Genomic DNA, 20794 nt, shown 5'->3' on the forward strand with positions numbered 1-20794 from the left:
ATGCCGTGATACTGGATTTTCTTTGCAAAATTAATAGACAATAGTTTTTTGAGCCTTTAAAATACAAATCTAAAGGCTGGCTGTCTGATTAATTAACTATTGTAATATTTAGCTGCTTATGGATTCCCTTACAAATTCTGCTGAGCCTGCATTTAACAATACCAACACGGAAGTTCTCTCGCTTGAGGAGCTTTTCCAGAAATACTATGCCCGCTTAGTACATTTTGCCTTCCAGTTCACCAACAGCAAAGAGAGTGCGGAGGACTTCGCCCAGGACGCTTTTATCAAGTACTGGAATTTAAAAGACGAAATCGCTACTGACGAACGCGCCATAAAAAGCTTCCTGTACACTACGGTTAAAAACGCCAGCCTGAACGCCATTCGCCACCTGAAAGTAGCCGAAAATTTCATGGCGCAATCCGGGTTTTCTGATATCGAAGAGGAAACCGTTGTGCACGCCATCATCAAATCGGAGGTAATTGGTGAGCTTCACCGCGCTATCGAATCGCTGCCGGAAAGTTGTCAGATAGTATCTAAAATGGGCTTCCTGGAGGGCATGAAAAACCATGAGATTGCGCAGGAATTAGGCGTTTCGATCAACACCGTTAAAACCCAGAAAAAACGAGGCCTGCAACTGCTCCGCTCCAGGCTCAGCCCCGAAATCATTACCCTCTTGTTGCTGCTCCTGTCTGACCAATAATTTGTGTGGTTTGATTGATTGAGCTGATTTCTAGGCTGAGAAATTTTCAGTTCATGCCACCTTCTTTTAGTTTTGGAAAATCCCTGATTTTCCCGTGCTCACATTCATGTCAAAATAACGGTTCAGAAATTCTGCTGCTCCAGCCACCACACCCGCTGCTCCTGTCTGAACTTTGATTCTTACTTCTCTCTCTCCTCACATCCTTCAAATCAAAAAAATCACAGTCCGGAAAGCATTCTGCTCCTGCCACCATAGCCTCTGCTGCTCGCTACCATTCCCTCCGCACCAGCGACTCAAAAAAAATAAAATTTTTTTTCATCACTCTTTCACCCACTTTTCATTTTCGGGTGTCTTACCTATGAAAGCAAGCCCACATGGAAACAAACCGGAACGCATTTGACATCGCAGCACTCATCAGCAAGGAAAAAAATGGTGAGCTGACAGCGCAGGAAAAACAGGCCCTGCAACACTGGATTCAGGCCAGCAAACAAAACCAGGACCTGTACAACTCTTTGATGCAGGAGGATGCCGGCACGAAGGCCGACCTGGATTTTATGGCTGAAGTAGATGTGCAGGCGGCCTGGCAAAAAGTAGCAAAAGCAACCGGCCAACAACCTGAAACGAAAGTAATCCCGATGTGGCAACGGCTCCGGCCTATGCTGCAAGTTGCCGCGGTCTTTATTTTACTCGTGCTGGCTGTCGGTATCTACCGGTATAACAAAGGCAGTCAACCGGAAGCACCTGCGGTAGCAGTGAACAACGTGCAGCCGGCGGAGCCTGAAGAAATGCGGACCCTGCTGGTATTACAGGATGGCTCCAGCATTAACCTCGACAGCATACCGGAAGGTACGGTTCGTGAACTGAACGGCATACAGGTAGTCGCAGCAGACGGCGTCGTACGGTTCGATGCAACAGCCGCCGTAGCGCCGGCCAAAGCGGTACTGGCTTACAATACCATCTCCACACCCAGGGGCGGCCAGTACCAGGTGGTACTCCCGGACGGCAGTAAGGTGTGGCTGAATGCCGCTTCCTCGCTTCGGTTTCCGACAGCTTTTTCGGGGGCAGAGCGACGGGTAGCGCTAACCGGAGAAGCTTATTTTGAAGTGGTAAAAGACACAAAGCAGTTTATTGTAGATGCAGGCGAAGTAGATGTCACCGTGCTGGGCACCTCCTTCAACGTCTCTTCCTACGACGAAGATAACACCATCGCCACCACGCTGGTAACAGGGCATGTACAACTTTCGGGCGACCAGCTGAACGGCATCACCAACCTTACCCCGGGCAGGCAGGCTGTATTCACAAAAGCTGGTAATACCATGGAAGTTAACAAAGTAGACACCGAATTCTTTACCGTCTGGAAAGAAGGAAAGCTCTATTTTGAGAAGGAAGAACTGGAGTCGATCATAAAAAAATTAAACAGGTGGTATGCAGTAGATGTGGCGTTTGCTGACCAGGCAAGCAAAAAGAAAACATTTACCGGTGTTGCCTTTAAAAACCGCCCGATCGACCACCTGCTCAGCATGATAAGCCAGACAACCGATGTAACTTTTGAAAAGAAAGGAGGCAAAATTTACATAAAGAAATAAAAAAAGAAGTCCGGAAAATGCGCCAACATTTCCCGGACGGAACAGCAAATTAATACCAAGTGCAATTGATTACTAACCAACTATCCGATTACAATTTATGAAGAAAATTGACTTCAAAAAAGCCTTCACACCCCGCGAAGGCTACAGGGTGCTAGTGCCCAGGCTCTTACGGCGTTCGTTGCTCCTGATTTTTATCTCTCTTTTCAGCTTCTCTGCCTGGGCCTCTGCCCAGAAGCTTACCCTGAACCTGGGTAACGTTACGCTGTACGATGCGCTGAAAGAAATCAGAAAAGAAGCAAACGTCGAGTTCTTTTACAGCAACGATGAACTGGATGTAACCCGTAAAGTGCGCGCCAACTTCCGGGACACCGATGTACTCCAGGCAGTACAGTCACTTGTGGGCAACCAGTACCAGGTGAAGATGAGCGAGGGAAATGTGATCCTGATCAGCCCGCAAGCTCCCCAACCCAAAACTACTTCCCAGGCAGACAGGATTACGGTTAAAGGTAAAATTACCGACGAAAAAGGCAATGCCTTGCCAGGGGTAAGTCTGCAAATCAAAGGCACCTCCACCGGTACCGCTACCGACATCAACGGTAATTATTCTTTACAGGCACCCTCCGACGCTGTACTGGTAGCTTCCTTTATCAGCTATAACTCCCAGGAAATCGAGATCAAAGGACGCGCTGTGCTTAACATTTCCATGGTTCCTTCTACTGCACAACTGAAAGATTTTGTGGTGGTGGGCTATGGCAACACCAACAAGAAAGACCTGACAGGTTCCATCTCCACAATTTCAGCGGAAGACATCGAAACGCTGGCTCCGACCACCAACGTAGAGCAGGCGCTGCAGGGTAAAGCAGCCGGTGTATATGTGGTACAGGAAACAGGTCAGCCTGGCAGCGCTACACGTGTACGGGTAAGAGGCGCCACTTCACTGCTTGGCTCTAACCAGCCCCTTTACGTCATTGACGGGATTCCGGTAGCCGCTCAAAGCAACATGCCCAATAGCGGCGATGCATTTGATACCGGTCTTGCACAACAGGGACTGAACACACCGCTGGGTAATATTAACCCGGCCGATATCGAATCCATCAACATCCTGAAAGATGCCTCTGCAGCAGCTATCTATGGTTCGCGTGCGGCAAACGGTGTCATTATCATCACCACTAAAAAAGGAACACAACTTGGCAAGCCGCAGTTTAACGTTGGCTATTCCGTAAGCACCCAGGAAGCAAAAACGACAGATGTGCTGAACGCCGCCCAGTTCCGCGAAATTTATACCGAAGCTGTAAACAACAGCACGAGCACTGCCGCTTTTGCTAAAGCAGTACGCGACGGCTCTTACTTCGGCACTGCCGACACCGACTGGGAGAAGGAAGTGAGCCAGAACAACCCGATCACGCACAACTTTAACTTTTCAGCAACCGGCGGAAATGCTGCCACCCGCTACTATACCTCGGTAGGTGTGCAGGATCAGCAGGGCCTGTTTGATAACTCTTCTTTCAAGCGTTACTCCCTCAACCTGAACCTGGATACGGAGCTTTCCAAGAGATTGCTGTTTGGCACCAACCTGAACTTTTCGGGCACAGACCAGGAAGCGCCGGATGGAAGCCTGCTAAGCAGAATTTACGCCTTCCGCCCAGACCTCCCGGTAATCGATGAAACCGGCAATTATTCTGTGTCGCCTTTTTACAACCTGGAAAACCCGGTAGCCTTGTCTACCGCCAGCACCACCAACCAGACAAAACTGTTCTTTGGTTCTGCCTTCGGGGAGCTGGAGCTGCTGCAGGGGCTGAAGTTAAAATCGGCTTTATCGGTTAACGTAAACAATGTGAACACCAAAAGCTTCTACCCCAGCGTTACGCTTACCGGTGGCTTTTCAAGAGTAAACGGACCGGGCGACGGCTTTGGTCGCCAGGGCAGCAGCGATGCATTGATGCACCTTTGGGAGAACACCTTAAGCTATAACAAGCTGATCGCAGAGAAGCACAACATCAACTCGGTAGTAGGGGCCTCGTGGCAGGGCAACCGGAACAGCTTTCTGCAGGCATCCGGCAAAGGCTTTCCGAAAGACCAGATCCTCACTAACCTGAGCAGCGCCTCCAACAGCTTTCAGATCGCTTCCGATGAAACGCAGAGCGGACTTGTATCTTACTTCGGCAGGATTAACTACGGATTCGACGACCGTTACCTGTTCACCGTGTCAGGCCGTGTGGATGGTTCTTCCAAGTTTGCCGAAGAAAATAAGTGGGCCTTCTTCCCGACAGCAGCAGCAGCCTGGAAAATCTCGAATGAGTCGTTTATGGCAGGCGCCACCTTTGTCGACGACCTGAAATTCAGGGTGAGTGCCGGTACAACCGGTCAGCAGAACTTTGGCCCTTACCAGTGGCGCACGCTATACGAAGCTACCTTCTATGGCGGCCGTCCGGCTGTTGTGAGAAGCCAGTTGGGTAACAGCAGGCTGAAATGGGAAACGACCGACCAGTTTGATGCCGGCGTAGACTTCTCCATCCTGAAAGGCAGACTGAGCGGCGGTATCGGGTACTATGTAAAGAACACCCACGACCTGCTGTACTTTGTCGAGACGCCAGGCAACACCGGTATCTCCTCGGTTATAGCTAATCTCGGCGATACCCGTAACCGCGGTTACGAACTGGAGTTGTCAGCTGATATTTTCAGATACAACGGTTTTACCTGGAACCTGTCTGCCAACGCCAGCCGTAACGACAACACGCTGGTTCGCCTGAACGATGACTTCCTGGATGAAGAAACTGGTCTGATCAACCCGCCAAACACAGGTTCTGTGCTGAAAGTAGGCTTGCCGCTTGGCCTGATTTACGGTTACGTGGCAGAAGGAATTTTCCAGGAGCAGTCAGAAATTGATGCTTTAAATCAGGCCGCCCCGAATGGTGTTTACCAGAATGCAGCTACTTCGCCAGGCGACATCAAGTTCAAAGACATCAGCGGACCGGATGGCAAGCCGGACGGTATTATCAACTCCTTCGACCAGACCATAATCGGCGATACGCAGGCCGATGTGTTCGGCGGGTTTACGAATACCTTTACCTTTAAAGGCATCTCCTTATCAGCGCTGTTTACCTATTCCATCGGGAACGATCTGCGCTGGGATGCCCAGCGAAACGGGATAAACGTCGCCTCCACCTTCACGAGCGAGAACAGGACAGTTGACATCCTGAACCGCTGGACGCCGGAGAACCCGACCGATCAGCCGCGTGTGGTGTACCTGGACCCGAACCAGAACTCCAGGATCTCCAGCTTCTACGTGCACGATGCTTCTTACCTGCGGTTACGAAACATCAACCTGTCCTATACTTTACCAAAAGCTTTGCTGAGCAAGACGAAGTTCATCCGGACAGCTTCCGTGTACGGCATCGCGACCAACATCTGGACGCTCACAAATTATCCGGGTGCTGACCCGGAGACAAATAACCTCTTCGATAATGACGTGAGCGCAGGTCTGGATAATGCCCGTTTCCCGACACCGAAAGTGTTCACTGCAGGCGTTAAACTTGGTTTCTAATTTTTTAAGTTATTAATCTGATGAAAAAATTCTTGTATATACTAACTGCAAGTACTGTTCTGTTAACCAGCTCCTGCGAGCTTGTGAATGTGTTGGAGGTAGAGCCGCCAAATAACCTGGTGCCGGAAAATGTGGTAAAGGATGCACAGTCGGCAGAGGATCTGCTGAACGGAGCCTATTCGGTTTTCAACGACCAGTATTACTACATGTTTACCGAAACCGTTCCGGGACTGCTGAGCGGCTCCATGAGCAGAAACGGCTTCCTGGCCAACAGCGAACTTGCCAATAATGCAGTTACCATCGAAAATAACGATGTCGCAAATTTCTGGAAGGTATTTTACCGGCAGATTGATGCCGCCAACGCGGTTATCGAACTGGTGCCGGGTGTGCCGTCAGAGCAGTTTGCACCAAACCGCAAAAGCGAGATCCTGGCGGAAGCGCATTTCCTGCGTGCCATGTCGCACTTCGAGCTGCTCCGTTACTTTGGCAAGTTCTACGACCGCAGCAGCCCGCTGGGCGTTATTCTCAGAACCGAGCCCGCCAACTTCACCACGCGCGACAAAGGACGCGCTACCGTACAGGACACCTATGACCTGATTCTGAAAGACCTGGACATGGCAATTGCCAATGGTCCTGCTTTCTCTAAAACCTACTACGCTTCCAAAACAGCTGCCAAAGCCCTGAAAGCAAGAGTGCTGTTGTTTATGGGGGAATATGCCGCTGCTGCAGCGCTGGCCGATGAGGTGATTACAGAAAGTGGCCGGAAACTGGAAGCTACATATGCCGGTGTTTTTGATAAAAACATCAACTCCACCGAAATGATCCTGATGCGCTACACGGATGATGTGACCGTTACATCGGACAGGAAGAAGTTTACCTACGGTTCCCGCCACGCCATTGCCAGCAACTGGCTGGCCTCTTTCATGACCGGCGACCCGCGAGCACCTATTACGTTTGCTGCTTCGAACAAAGCCATCCTGAAAGTAAACAATACCACCAACTTCAGCCCGACTTACTTTATCCGGTTAGCTGAAATGTACCTGATCAAAGCCGAAGGACTGGCCCGCAGCGGCGCCCCGCTCGAAGAAGCGAAAGCGCCGCTCGAAACCGTACGTTCCAGGGCACTGGGATTACCCTACATTTCGCTGGCACTGACACGGGAACAACTGCTGGACGAGATATACCGTGAGTATGTGCAGGAGCTGGCTTTTGAAAATGGCAGCGAGTGGTTCGCTGGCATCCGTTTCGACAAAATCATGACAGTGAAGCCGTCGGTAACCAGCCCGGATCAATTCATTCTGCCAATCCCGTTAAGCGAGATCCAGGCGAATGCCGATCTGGGCATTGCAGACCAGAACCCTGGCTATAACCAATAAGCAGGTAGCCGGTCGCCGGGGTCTCTCCGGTGACCGGAACTACTTTAAGTCCTGCTTGCGTTAGAAAACTGACGCTACAAAGAATAAAACACCTAAAGGAAAAAACTGCAAATCATCTACCAACCTTTTAATAAGAATGAAAAAACGCTATATCAAACCTTTCGCGGCAAAGCTGCTGCTGATGGGCCTCGTTTGCACGGTACCTTTCCAGCCTGCCACCGCACAAAGCAAAAAGAAGAAGAAAAAAGCGGAGGTTGCCGCCGCACAACAGGCTCCTGCCGCAACGCCGAAAGCCGATGCGGCACAAAAAGGAAAATTGAAACCATATGCCGAAATAATCACCAAAGATGCCAAGTCTGACGTTGGTTTATTCACGGTTCACCAGGTAAACGACGCGCATTACTTCGAAATACCGGACAGCCTGCTACAGCGTGAAATGCTGATCGTATCGCGGCGTGCGGCTATGAGCGGCAGCGAACTCGACAACATGGTGGCCGGCGACAGCCCACAGGATGCCCTGATGGTGAAGTGGGAAAAATCGCCGGATGGCAATAACATCCTACTGCGCAAAGTTACCACCCGGAACGTAATGCAGTTCAGGGGGCTGGACAGCTCTTTTGAAAAAGCAGTAGAACTGCAGACCCTGGACCCGATTCTGCTTTCGTTTCCGATCAAAGCAGTTGGACCGGATGCAGCTTCCAGTGTGATTGATGTAGCCAGCCTCTTTTTGGATGATATAAAAGAACTGACGCCTTTCGGGTCCGGTGGCTTGCTTGAAGCGCTGGGTGCTATAGCGCCCAAAAAGTACACTTTCAACAAAGACAGGTCTTTCATCTCCGAAACCAAAAGTTTCCAGCAGAACATCGAAGTAAGATCGATGCTTACCTTTACCGAGATCGAAAAAACCGGCACTAAAGTATTTACTATTTTAATGCACCGCTCCATGGTGCTGCTGCCGAAGCAGGCCATGCAACCACGATTGGCTGACGAAAGAATCGGCCATTTTGCGCTCGGCTTTAAAGAGTACAACGAAAACAAACCGGTAGGCGACAATTACTTCATTAAGCGCTGGCGCCTGGAGCCGAAGGCCGAAGACCTGGAGAAGTTTAAGAAAGGTGAACTGGTTGAGCCTAAAAAGAAAATCGTTTTTTACATCGACCAGACCACCCCTGAAAAATGGCGGAAGTACATCAAACAGGGTGTAACCGACTGGTTGCCTGCCTTTGAGGAAGCCGGCTTTAAAAATGCCATTGAGGCCGTTGACGCTCCGGTAAACGATCCGGAATTTCACCCGGAAGATGTGCGTTATTCTGTCATTCGCTACGTTGCTTCCGATATTCCAAATGCCAAAGGTCCCTCGGTAGCAGACCCGCGATCTGGCGAAATCCTGGAGTCGGATGTGATTGTATATCACAACGTCATTAAACTGTTAAGAGACTGGCGCTTTGCCCAGACAGCCGCCAACGATCCGCGCGTGCGAACTTCAGACATTCCCGACGACATTATTGGCGATGGACTGCGCTACGTAATTGCCCATGAAGTAGGCCACGCCCTGGGCTTACGCCACAACATGGGCGCTTCTGCTGCTTTCCCGGTAGACTCGCTACGTTCGGCCTCCTTCACAAAGAAATATGGCACCACGCCCTCTATCATGGATTATGCCCGCTTCAACTTTGTGGCCCAGCCAAAAGATAAAGACGTTAAATTAACGCCTCCGCACCTGGGCGTGTATGATAAATATGCCATCAAGTGGGCGTACAGACCAATCCCGGAAGCCAGCAACGAATTTGCCGAAACAGATGTACTCAACAGCTGGATAAACGAGCATGCCGGCGACCCGTGGTACCGTTTTGGCGAAGGCGATTTATCAGGTTCCGATCCATCGTCGATGCGGGAAGACCTGGGTGATGATGTGATAAAAGCCAGTAAGTACGGCGTTGCCAACGCAAAATATATCATGGCCAACCTGGACAAATGGCTGTACGCCCCGGGCGCTAAATACGACAATCTAGAGGATTACTATGCAGCTGTGCTTAAACAGTATGGCCGACATATTGGCCATGCAGGTACGCTGATTGGCGGCACCTACATCAGTCGCCCGATTCAGGGCGAAAAGGAAGTGGCTTACCGATATGTGCCGAAAGACAAGCAACGTGAAGCCGTTAAATTTGTCCTGGCGCAGTTCAGGGAGCTGCCTACCTGGATTGAGAACGAAAAGCTGAAATCAAAGCTGAACATTGTGGAAACCAGCGGTTCCGTAAGAAGAATTATCACACCGCCTGCTTACCTGGAGAGACTGTTCAACTCTAGTTTCTTAGCAAACCTGGCTAACGATGGCAACCTGATGATGATGATCGAGGATGAGATTGCGAACGGAGCAGCTGCCTACAAAGTAACTGACTTGTTCAATGACATACGCGGCGACTTCTTCCGGGAAACAGTACGCGGACAAAAGGTTGATTATTACGGACAGCTGATGCAGAACATTTATGTAAGCTGGCTGCTGAATAAGTCGCACTTCAGCGATATTGTTCCGTTCACGCCTACTGCCATGGCTGATGAAAATCAACTGGCTGCGCTGCCTGTAAACGACCTGGTGCATTGTGGCTTTGGAGCGCATGATGCTGAAGTAACCGTACCAATGGACCAGCAGCAATACGTTGCCTATGCCGAGAAACTGGCAAATGAGCAAAACCTTCACTTCCAGATCGTGAACATTTCACGAAACAACAAGCATGATAAAATAACCACGCATGTATTGGCTGAAGTGAAGAAAGTAAAAGCCATTCTGCTAAAACACCGAAGTGCAGCCGATGAAGATACACGGGCACATTACGATTACCTGTTGAAGAAAATCGACCTGTACCTGAAGTCATAGTTTTCTAGCTGAAGGTTAATTTTTAAGGGGAGAGATGGTTTGGAACTGTCTCTCCCTTTTGCTTTCCAGGGTGTGCTGCAGCAGACTATCTGCATGGCATATCCGGGAGCAGAGGCTGTGGTGGCTGCTGCAAAAGTGCCGGACCAGCCTCAAAAATATTTTACTAACACTCGTTAGAAATTATCCAATTTAAGATTATATTTCCTATGATTTTATAACCCCTGCTTCGGCTCCTTACTATTAACCACACCGGCATGAAGTACTTCAACATATGCCTGCGCATCATGTGCTTTCTTTTGCTCTTCAAGGGCTCTCTTTTAGCGCAACCAACTCAGCTGGCCGATGAAGCCAGGGAGGCCATGCTCCGTTCCACCAGGTATATGGTAGAACAGGTGAGTACCAATGGCGGCTACGTGTGGTATTACCTGCCGGACCTGTCGCGCCGTTGGGGAGAGATGGAGGCATACAAAACTATGGTGTGGGTACAGGGGCCCGGCACCGTGAACATGGGCCATGTCCTGCTGGATGCCTACCGCGCCACCGGCAACGACTACTACTACCAGGCTGCCGGGAAAGCAGCTGCCGCATTGGTCTGGGGACAGAGCAAAGAAGGTGGCTGGAACTACATGATCGATTTTGCCGGGGACCGCTCACTGAAATACTGGTACAGCACCATAGGCAAAAACGGCTGGCGGCTCGAAGAATTTCAGCACTACTATGGCAACGCTACTTTCGACGATGACGTGACCTCCAATGCCGCCCGCTTCCTGCTGCGGATGTACCTGGAAAAAATGGATCCGAAATACAAACCGGCACTCGACAAAGCCATCGACTTCATCCTGGAAAGCCAGTACCCGCTGGGCGGCTGGCCGCAGCGTTACCCCCTCCGGCACGACTTCAGTAAAAATGGCAATCCCGACTATTCCTCCTTTTATACTTATAACGATGATGTGATCTGGGAGAACATCAATTTCCTGGTACAGTGTTACCTCACGCTGGGCGAAGAGCGCCTGCTGGAACCAATTTACAGGGGGATGAATTTCTTTGTGATCTCACAGCATGGCAGCGGCGCCTGGGGGCAGCAGTACAACATGGCGCTGGAGCCAGCCGGCGCCCGCACCTACGAACCACCAACGCTTCTGCCTACCACCACCTTCGGCAATGCCATGCTGCTGCTCCGGTTTTACCAATACACCGGCGACCGGAAATACCTTTCCCGCATACCCGACGCCATTGCCTGGCTCGAGAAAACACGTTTACCCAAAAAGCAAACGGAGAATGGTACGTACACGCACCCCACTTTTGTGGAAATAGCTACAGACAAACCGGTCTATGTGCACCGGACCGGGTCCAATGTAAAGCATGGGTATTACTTCTACGACTATAACGACGAAAACCTGCTGGCGCATTACAAAGGCAAAAAAAGCCTGGACCTGGAGCGGCTGAAAGCGGAATACAAACGGGTGAGCGCCTTATCGCCTGCAGAAGCCACCAAAGACTCTCCGCTTAAAGCGGCGCCTTTTCAGGCAGCCGGAACGCCGCAGAGCTACTACAACCTGCACCAGTCTTCCGAAAGTGAAGCAGCCGATGCAGCAAGTGTAAAAACAGTTATCGCTTCCCTGGATGCGCAGAACCGCTGGCTGGTGAAGCATGCTATGATCAGTAATCCCTATCGCGGCGAAGGCCAGCAGCAAGAACAGACAAACAAATATGCCTCAGCGTTTGTAGGAGATGAAACCGATACCTCCCCTTTCCGGGATCCTTCGGACCAGGAATATATTTCAACCGGGGAATACATCAGGAACATGCAACTGCTGATCTCCTACCTGAAAGCAACAGGACAGCAGGCTACCGTAACCGAAGCGCTGAAAGCAAAATTTTAACCTCAAAGAGTTCTGCTGCCCCTGCCACCACAGCCGCTGCTGCTAGCATTTATGCTACAGCCGCGCCCACGGATTGATGCCTTCCGCTTTCGTGACAAAGTAAAACAGCAGCAGGTAAGACAGGTCGAAAATGAAGATACTGATGTAAAGCAAAACCAGCAGGTAAGCATCCGGGAAATACATGTACAGCAGCAGCGAGGGGAAAATCGTCCCAATCATCTTGCACAGCGCAATGTACACCGACTGCCCAAGCGGGCTTTTCCGCCGCAGCAGCATGTGTATGAACAGCACCGACATGAGCAGGTTCTGGCTGAAGGCAGCATACACGCCATTGTAATCGTTAAACTCGCGCGACATCAGCAGGATGAAAAGGGCAGCCAGCACCAACGTGAGCAGAAACACCGGCAGGAAATGATTCGAAGGAAAAAGCTCCGGGAATTCCTTTTTCCCGTAACGCAGGTACTGCACCAGGATGCCCACATCAAATGCCAGCCACACATAATCGATGTACAGCTGCGGCGTGCTGTGCGGGTGCACAAACGAAAAAATAAACTCCCAGGAAATATTGGCGCACAAGGCCACCATCGGCATCCCATACGTTTTGTCGACAAAGCCCCGCCGCAGGATGAGCAGGTACGTGATCGTCCAGAATACGCCGCTGCAGACCTTGAAGATCACATCAAGGGTCTTGTCTACCTCTAAAGGGTTTTCTAACATGGTGAAGTGTGGTGAAAGAACTTTAAGAATTAGTGCTATCCTGCCGAAGCTGCGCATCCAGCCGCCTTCCTTCCCTGATAGCGATCGCAACCAAAGCTTCCAGATCCTGCCACTGCGTCCTGAAGTTGACGATGCAGGCACGCAGGCAGTATTTCCCGCTGATTACTGCGTTGGAAACAAACACTTCTCCAGCCACCTGCAGGTGGTTCAGCAATGCTTCATTTAGCTTGTTCAGGTAATTTTCGTCCGGGTGGTTGGCCATACCCTGTGGTACATACCGGAACGTGGTAATGCTCAGGTTCTGCGAAACAGCTTCCAGTTCGGGAGTGGCCTGGATCAAGGAGAAAAGCTTTTGGGAGAGTGAAATATCATCCCGTATCATCTGGATGTAGCCGTTCCTGCCTGCCTGCTTAAAGCCCAGCCACACCTTCAGCGCCCGGAAACCCCTGGAGTTTTGCATGCCATAGTCGTAGTAGTTTACCGGCGGTTCGTCTCCGGTACCATCAAAATTATAATAGTCGGGATGAAAGCTGAAGGCTTCCTGGAGCAGCTTCGGGTCGCGCACCAGCGCACAACCAGCTTCCAGGGGACTGTAAAACCACTTGTGCGGGTCCAGCGCAACCGAATCGACCTCTGCAAGGCCTTCGAACAAGGCAGCACATTCGGGTAAGCCGGCGGCCGGGGCGCCGTAAGCGCCATCCACATGAAACCAAAGGTTGTTCTTCCTGCAGATTCCGGCAATGCCTGAAAGCGAATCGACGGTGCCTGTTCCTACGGTACCTGCGCTGCCCACAACCAGAAAAGGAGTAAATCCCGCTGCGCGATCATCGGCAATTTGCTGCTCCAGCAGACTAAGATCCAGCTGCTGCTCTTCGTTGGGTTCAATCCAGCGGATGGCGTCGGTACCAAGCCCGAAAAGGTCGGCTGCTTTCTGTATCCAGGTATGGGTGTTGCGGGAGCAGTAGACTAAAAGGCGGCTGTTACGCGACTGCAGTCCATCTTTCCGGATGTCCCAGGCCGCTTTTGCTTTACGGGCTGCCAGGAAACCGACGAAATTGGCCATGTTGCCACCGCTCACAAACAAGCCGCCACAGGATACGGGGTAATTAATGAATTCTGCAATCCACCGGATGGTTTGCTGCTCAATTTCGGTAGCCACAGGCGACAAAGCAAAGGCGGCAACGTTTGGGTTAACAGCAGCCGCCAGCAAATCGCCCAGCGCCCCGATGGGCGTAGCAGAAGAGGTGATGTAGCCCCAGAAACGGGGATGGCCATTAAAAAGAGAATGGTGGAAAAGCAGTTGCGCCGCCTCTGCCAGGATACCGGAAGCAGCACTACCCTCGGCTGGTAAGGAATTATTTCCTAACGCCGCTCTTACGGCCGGAGGCTGTTCGCCGGTAGTAACAGGCTTTTGTTCCAGCCCGGCCAGGAAATCTGCGATCTGGTTTACCAGTTCGTGCCCTGCTTGCCGGAATTCTTCCGGTGCCATTGCCAGTGGAGCATTTTGCCGCCGGCGTGTTTGCGCTTCCTGATCTTCCATAGTGAAAGTACTTTAAGCTTCGGTTATGTTCCTGTGCCCCACACAAACCAGTAGCTGTCTTCCGCAGGCACAGGTACTACTTTCTTTACAATGCCGTTCCAAATAAGTTGTGACAATGCGGGTTGAGCTATTCGTTAGAATGAACTTACAAGCAAAAAGGCTTTAAAAACCGTTCTGCACCTGCCTCCATTGCCGCTGCTCCTCTTATAGGAGACGCGGCAACGAAAGACTTTTACTGTTTCCGCCGGTGCAGCAAATGGCTCAGGTCGCCGGCCCTGAACCAGCGGTAGCCGAAGGCATCCAGGGTAATCCGGTGCTGCCCTTTTTCGTCGGCTACGCTTTTTTCGTTTGCCATCAGGTCGATCAGGCGGTCCTCGTTGTTTTGCTTCAGGCTCAGTGTTACCTCGTGCGGCTGCTCATCAAAATTGTGCAGCACCACCAGCGAATTGCCCCGCCAGCAGTAGTACATGCCCAGTACCTGCGGTCTGCCGGTTTTCAGGATTTCCCAGGTTCCCCAGCCTATTTCCGGGCATTCTTTGCGCAGGCGTATGAGGGCCGTCATCCAGTTGAGCAGCGAGTCAGGCTTGCGACGCTGGTCCTCTGCGTTTACATGGTGATAGGAATATGGCCCTTCGTCTATCACCGGATGTACCAGTTTGTCTGCTGCCGAAAAACCGGCCTGGGACTCGTTTGCCCACTGCATGGGCGTCCGCACCGCATCCCGCTCGTTCAGGCGCAGGTCCTCCCCCATTCCGATCTCATCCCCATATCGCAACACAGGCGTGCCCGGCAGCGAAAACATCAGGCTGTAGGCCATCTCAATCTGCTGGCGGCTGCCCAGCATCGGGTTCAGCCGCCGCCGGATGCCCCGGTTGTACAGCTGCATTTCTTTTTCAGGACCGAAGCGTTTAAAAACTTTCTGTTGCTGCTCCTCCGTCAGGCGGCCCAGGTCCAGCTCGTCGTGGTTGCGCAGAAAGTGGGCCCATTGCGAGGTCGGGTAAATATTTTGAGTTGCTTTCAGGGCGTCGGCCAGTGGTTCGGTGTCGGAGGTAGCCAGCGCGTAAAACAGGTGCTGGTTAACATAAAAATTGAACATCAGGTGCACGCCGTCTCCCTCCTTGCCGAAATAATGCTCCGATTCGTTGGGCAGCACGTTGGCCTCGCCCAGCAGAATGGCATCGCCTTTACGCCACTGCAGGAAGCGGCGCATCTCGCGCAGGTATTCAAACTTCATCTCGTGTTCGGCCAGGCCCGGGCTGGGACTTTCCAGGATAAAAGGCACTGCATCTACCCGGAACCCCGACACGCCCAGCTCCAGCCAATAGCCCATGATCCGGCTGACTTCGGTGCGTACTGCCGGGTTGTCCATGTTCAGGTCGGGCTGGAAATCGTAAAAGCGGTGAAAGTAATAGGCTTTCGCTTTTTTGTCGTAGGTCCAGGTCCGGTGCTGCACGCCCGGGAACACCATGCCCTGGTTCCAGTTTGGCGGTTTGCTTTCGGACCACACATACCAGTCGCGGTAGCGGGAGTCTTTGCTGCTGCGCGCTTCCTGGAACCAGAGGTGCTGATCGGAAGTGTGATTGACAACCAGGTCCAGGATCACTTTAAAGCCATGCTTTTTGGCCTGGTGCATAAACTCTACAAATTCGCCGCTCGACCCGAACCGGGGGTCCACGCCGTAGTAATCTTTTATATCATAGCCATTGTCTTTGTCCGGAGTTGGCTGGAAAGGTGACAGCCAGATGGTGTCCACGCCCAGGGCATCGAGGTAATCCAAACGGCGGGCGAGTCCTTCGAAGTCGCCAATCCCGTCGCCGTTTACATCCATAAAAGTTTTGATATCCAGGTTATAGACTATTGCATTCTTGTACCACAGGTCTTCTATCATGTTCTGCTGATATGTAATCAGGCTTCTGCCTCTATTTATTGTTGCTACATTTACTGTTATCCGTGCGCAGGAGTTACTTTTTCCTGCACGCTTCCCGCCCGCCAGGTTGCGAATAAGATCCTCGAGCCACAGAAACACTAGCACCTATTTCACATCCAATAAAACAAAAACAACAAACAACCAAATATTTATAACTAATTTTATCTTTATTATAAATTATACCGTAACTCCTAACATGTTTTCAGAAATTGTTTTTCAAACAGGCTGTTGCTTATGAAAGCTCTTATCCTGGGTATATTTTGCTTTTTCCTGATCTTGCGGGTGTGGGCGCAGCCGGGGTGTACCGATCCGCAGGCGCAGAATTTCAGCGCTGACGCAACGGAAAACGATGGCAGTTGTACCTATGCCGCTGCCGCTGCGGAGTTAACCAATCGCAAAGAGTTGCCCTCCCTCCTGAGCGAAAGCTCCGGCCTCCTCTATACCGACGGCAAGCTCTGGACGCTGAACGACAGCGGCGGCGAAGCGGCTATCTACCGCATCAGCGAAACGGACGGTTCTGTAGAGCAGGTAGTATACCTTGCAGATGCCAAAAACAAAGACTGGGAATCGATTACAGCCGATGAAGACTATATTTACATTGGCGACTTCGGAAACAACTCCAAAGGCAACCGCAGCAACCTGAGAGTTTACCGGGTAAGCAAAGCAGCCCTTGGTGCAGCCGCAGAAACGACCGTCACCGCCGACATCATCTATTTCACTTACCAGGACCAGGAAGACCTGGAGCCCGCCGATAACAACAACACCGACTTCGACTGCGAAGCCTTCCTGGTGAAAAACAACATAGTGCACCTGTTCACAAAAGAGTGGATCAGCCCCCACAACACCAGGCACTACACCTTCCCGGCCACACCCGGCACGCATGTAGCCGTGCCTGTAGAAGAACTGGCCGCGGATGGCCTTATCACCGGCGCCAGCCTGTCTGACAATAATGAAATCGTGCTGGTCGGTTACACTAGCAATAAGCTGAGTTTGTTTATGTGGCTGCTATTCGATTACCAGGAAGACAGGTTCTTCAGCGGCAACAAACGCCGGATAGCGCTGGGCAGTGCGCTGCAGGGCCAGGTGGAGGGCGTGACCTTTACGACCAACGGGAATGGGTATGTTTCTACGGAGCGCATCAGCAGTCCTTTCGGTACTGTACCGCCCCGGTTGTACAGCTTCTCCGTTGCCGGCTTTGTAAACTCAATTCCAACTCCAGCATTAAAAGTGCGCCCGGTGCCGCTCGCCAAAGGGAAAGCCCTGCACGTGGAATTATCCAACACCCAGGAAACCGCTTCCACCATCACCCTCATCGGCGCCGACGGGAAAGTGTACCTGCTGAAAAACGTAGCTGCAGCTGCCGGCATTAACGAGCAGCTACAGCTCGATCACCTGAACAGCGGCGTCTATTTTCTGCGCGTAACCAATTCCCTGGAAACCTATACAACCAAAGTGCTCCTGCAGTAGCCCCAACCTCCTATCCTGCCGCTCCCAATTTCTTCCCGAACCGGAGGTACAGCAGTGGCTGTGGTGGCAGGTGCAGAAAAACTTTACAAGGCAATAATTTCTCTTTCCGGGTAAAAAAGTGTCTCCGGCACAGCAAATTTTAACTTATCTAATCTTTGTTTAAACATTGTCCTATTTTTCATGCTATTTTTGCAGTGGCTTTAAACTTTCGCGTTTGAATATAGTCTATAAGCAAACCTTAATATATTTTCAGTAAACAGCATGAAGTTTTTTTTACCGTTCTTTCTAGTATTGCTTTCGCTTAACCATGTTTATTCCCAGGATGTCCCGCAAAGCGTCAGGCGGAAAGAGGCACCTGATACCACGGCAGTACCCGGCGGCCAGGTGACACAGGCCAGGATTAAAGGCGTAATCAAAAGTGCTTCCGGCACCACCTTACCCGGTGCTACGGTTGTTCTCCGCAAAGCTGCGGATGAGAGTGTCGTAAATGGTACAGCAACGGACGCCGACGGCAACTTCCGGTTCGACAAAGTACCTACAGGCCACTATACCGTTAAGATTGACTACATGGGCTTCCAGCCTTTTTCCAAAACTATCGTGGTGCAGCAGCAAACGGTAGACGTAGGCGTACTGACGCTACGGGAAGCAGCCACCACCATAGACGAAGTAGTAGTAATAGGACGCATACCACCCTCCGAGCAGAAAGGCGATACCACCCAGTTCAATGCCGCCGCCTTTAAAAGTGCACCGGATGCCAGTGCGCAGGACCTGGTGCAGAAAATGCCGGGCATTACCCTGGAAGACGGGCAGCTACAGGCACAGGGCGAAGCGGTACAGCGCATCCTGATAGACGGCAAGCCCTTTTTCGGGAATGATGTGGATGCGGCCCTGCAAAACCTGCCGGCCCAGGTAATCGCCAACATCCAGGTGTTCGATAAAAAAAGCGACAAGGCAGAACTGAGCGGCTTCGACGATGGCGAACGCATCCGGACGATCAACATCGTAACCAAACCCGAAGCGCGGAAAGGGCAGTTTGGCCGCGTGACGGCCGGCTACGGCACCGATAATTCCTACATGGCGGGGGCCAGCGTGAACTTCTTTAAAAACGACAGGCGCCTGACGGTAACAGGCCTGAGCAACAACGTAAACCAGGTCAGCTTTTCAGGCGACCCCGAAAACAGTGGCCAGACCGAAACCCAGAACGGCATCATCAAATCGAATGTGCTGGGGCTGAACTACTCCAACACCTGGTTCGAGAAAGTAGAGCTATCGGGCAGCTACTCCTTCAGCCACCGAAACAACGAATCAAGCCATGAGCGGTTGCGCGATTATATACAGTCGCCGTGGGCGGGACAGGAGTACCTGGAAAGCAGCCGGAGAAACTACGAGAGCGCCAATCACGGGCTAAACATGCGCCTGGATTACGAGATAAACGAACAGAACCGGATCCGGGTCAGGACGCGGGGGAACCTGAATCAGAATGAGGATATTTCCTATTTCCTGGGCCGTAACATTTACGATGAAGGACCGCTAAGCCAGTCGGAAAACAACTCGGAAAGCGACAACAGCAGCTATAACTTTGATAACCGCATCTTCTACAGCCACCGTTTTTCGAAAGTGGGACGCAGCCTTAATTTCAGGTTGCACAACGGGTTTAATGCCAGCAACGGCGACAGGTACCGTACTTCCGAAAACATATCTTATGTAAACGAAGCAGAATCTACCTTCCTGGATCAGTATTTTGATTCGAAAGGCAATGGTAATTCCTGGGAAACCGAAGTTTCCTACACAGAGCCTGTAGGCCGTTTCGGACAGATGGAGCTGGAGTATGAAATTGGCAACAGGTTTAACGAATCCGACCGCAGGGCTTATGATTATATCGACCATCTTGAAAATTACGACGAGTTCCTCACGAATTTAAGCAACACCTTCAGTAATGAATTCCTGACCCAGGAAACGGAATTAGGCTACCGCTACAACAACGAAGCACTCTATTTCCAGGTGGAGACGAAGTACCAGCATGCCAAACAAGTAAACGAACAGCAGTTCCCGTACCCCAACTACATGCAGCGTTCTTTTGAAAGCATTCTGCCTTCGGCCCGCCTGCGCTATAAATTTACGGAATCGAATAACCTGGAATTCAACTACGATACCCGCACCAATACGCCGTCGCTGGGGCAGTTGCAGGATGTGCTGGATATTTCGAACCCGCTTCAGTTCAGAGCAGGCAACCCGGAACTGACACAATCGTTCAGCAACTGGTTCAGGGCCCGCTACCGGTCACATAACCCGGAAACAAATCGTAACTTTTACGCTTCCATCGAATCTACTATCGAAAGCAACCGGATCGTAAACAGTACTGCCGATGCCGCAACGTCGCCCTTACTGACCGGTGTAGAAGAAATAATCCCCGGAGCCCAACTTATCCGCCCTGTCAACCTGGACGGTTACCGCGAGATCCGGACTTATTTCAGCTACGGCCAGCCGGTTAACTTTATCGAGTCGAACCTGAACCTGCGGGCCGCCATCAGCCACAACAGAAGGCCGGGCATGGTGAACGACCAGGTAAATTTCTCCAACTCCAACAGGTTTATGACCGGCATTTCGCTTAGCAGCAACATCAGCGAGCGCATCGACTTTAACATCTCCACCCGTTCCAGCTACAGTGTGGTGCGCAACACGCTGCGGCCTTCGCAGAACAACAACTTCTTTTCGCAGCGCACCCGCCTCTGGTACAACTGGATATTTGGCGACGGTTTTGTGTACCGCACCAACCTCAGCCACCAGCACACCACCGGATTGGCAGCAGGCTATAACAACAACATGATGCTCTGGAACATGAGCATCGGCAGGAAGCTGTTCGACAGGCAGCTGGGCGAGATAAGCCTGAGTGTGTTCGACCTGCTCAAGCAAAACAACAACATCAACCGGAACATTACCGAAACGTACATCGAAGATGTGGAATCGAATGTGCTGGGGCGGTACTTTATGCTGACCTTTACCTACAACATCCGCAACTTCGGAGGTGGCGCCACCATCGATGATTTCCGTGACAGGGGCCGGGACTAATTCCCATCCCCTGTTCTTCTTTACTGGTTCCGGTTATATGTCAGCACCTGCCACCACAGCCACTGCTCCAAATCAAACAGGAGGTGTGGCTGTGGTGGCAGGTGCTG

The 20794-nt window shown here is 51.4% G+C and carries 11 protein-coding genes; 8 read left to right on the forward strand and 3 right to left on the reverse strand.

Features of this window, described 5'->3' with window-relative positions; translation table 11 throughout:
• Positions 1 to 118: 118 nt before the first annotated feature.
• The 6 genes from DCW36_RS13740 (at position 119) to DCW36_RS13765 (ending at position 11967) form a co-directional block, all read left to right on the forward strand.
• Positions 119 to 700, forward strand: coding sequence for an RNA polymerase sigma-70 factor (locus tag DCW36_RS13740; RefSeq protein WP_114779185.1), 582 nt, complete (start codon positions 119 to 121; stop codon positions 698 to 700).
• 374 nt (positions 701 to 1074) lie between these two features.
• Entirely contained in the window at positions 1075 to 2286 is a 1212-nt protein-coding gene (locus tag DCW36_RS13745) for a FecR domain-containing protein (RefSeq protein WP_114779187.1), read from the forward strand.
• A gap of 97 nt (positions 2287 to 2383) precedes the next feature.
• The gene (locus DCW36_RS13750) at positions 2384 to 5830 is read left to right on the forward strand and encodes a SusC/RagA family TonB-linked outer membrane protein (protein ID WP_114779189.1); all 3447 of its coding nucleotides are present in this window, start codon (positions 2384 to 2386) and stop codon (positions 5828 to 5830) included.
• 20 nt (positions 5831 to 5850) lie between these two features.
• The gene (locus tag DCW36_RS13755; protein WP_114779190.1) at positions 5851 to 7206 is read left to right on the forward strand and encodes a RagB/SusD family nutrient uptake outer membrane protein; all 1356 of its coding nucleotides are present in this window, start codon (positions 5851 to 5853) and stop codon (positions 7204 to 7206) included.
• 136 nt (positions 7207 to 7342) lie between these two features.
• The gene (locus tag DCW36_RS13760; RefSeq protein ID WP_114779192.1) at positions 7343 to 10084 is read left to right on the forward strand and encodes a zinc-dependent metalloprotease; all 2742 of its coding nucleotides are present in this window, start codon (positions 7343 to 7345) and stop codon (positions 10082 to 10084) included.
• A gap of 254 nt (positions 10085 to 10338) precedes the next feature.
• A complete protein-coding gene (locus DCW36_RS13765; RefSeq protein ID WP_114779194.1) occupies positions 10339 to 11967 on the forward strand; it encodes a pectate lyase in 1629 nt (542 codons plus the stop codon).
• Between the two features lie 54 nt (positions 11968 to 12021).
• Here DCW36_RS13765 and DCW36_RS13770 read toward each other — a convergent pair whose 3' ends face one another.
• The 3 genes from DCW36_RS13770 to DCW36_RS13780 form a co-directional block, all read right to left on the reverse strand.
• Complete coding sequence (locus DCW36_RS13770) at positions 12022 to 12684, reverse strand: transmembrane-type terpene cyclase (protein WP_114779196.1); 663 nt, start codon at positions 12682 to 12684, stop codon at positions 12022 to 12024.
• 22 nt (positions 12685 to 12706) lie between these two features.
• On the reverse strand, positions 12707 to 14224 hold the full coding sequence (locus tag DCW36_RS13775) for a pyridoxal phosphate-dependent decarboxylase family protein (RefSeq protein ID WP_114779198.1): 1518 nt from the start codon (positions 14222 to 14224) through the stop codon (positions 12707 to 12709).
• Positions 14225 to 14456: 232 nt separating this feature from the next.
• On the reverse strand, positions 14457 to 16112 hold the full coding sequence (locus DCW36_RS13780; RefSeq protein ID WP_114779200.1) for an alpha-amylase family protein: 1656 nt from the start codon (positions 16110 to 16112) through the stop codon (positions 14457 to 14459).
• Positions 16113 to 16385: 273 nt separating this feature from the next.
• Between DCW36_RS13780 and DCW36_RS13785 the strand changes: the two genes are divergently transcribed.
• A complete protein-coding gene (locus DCW36_RS13785; protein ID WP_114779202.1) occupies positions 16386 to 17618 on the forward strand; it encodes a T9SS type A sorting domain-containing protein in 1233 nt (410 codons plus the stop codon).
• A gap of 261 nt (positions 17619 to 17879) precedes the next feature.
• Positions 17880 to 20687 (forward strand): TonB-dependent receptor, encoded by a 2808-nt coding sequence (locus tag DCW36_RS13790; protein ID WP_114779204.1) that lies wholly within the window; start codon positions 17880 to 17882, stop codon positions 20685 to 20687.
• The last annotated feature ends 107 nt before the right edge of the window (positions 20688 to 20794 follow it).

The organism is Botryobacter ruber, assembly GCF_003347595.2.
GTDB lineage: Bacteria > Bacteroidota > Bacteroidia > Cytophagales > Hymenobacteraceae > Pontibacter > Pontibacter ruber_A.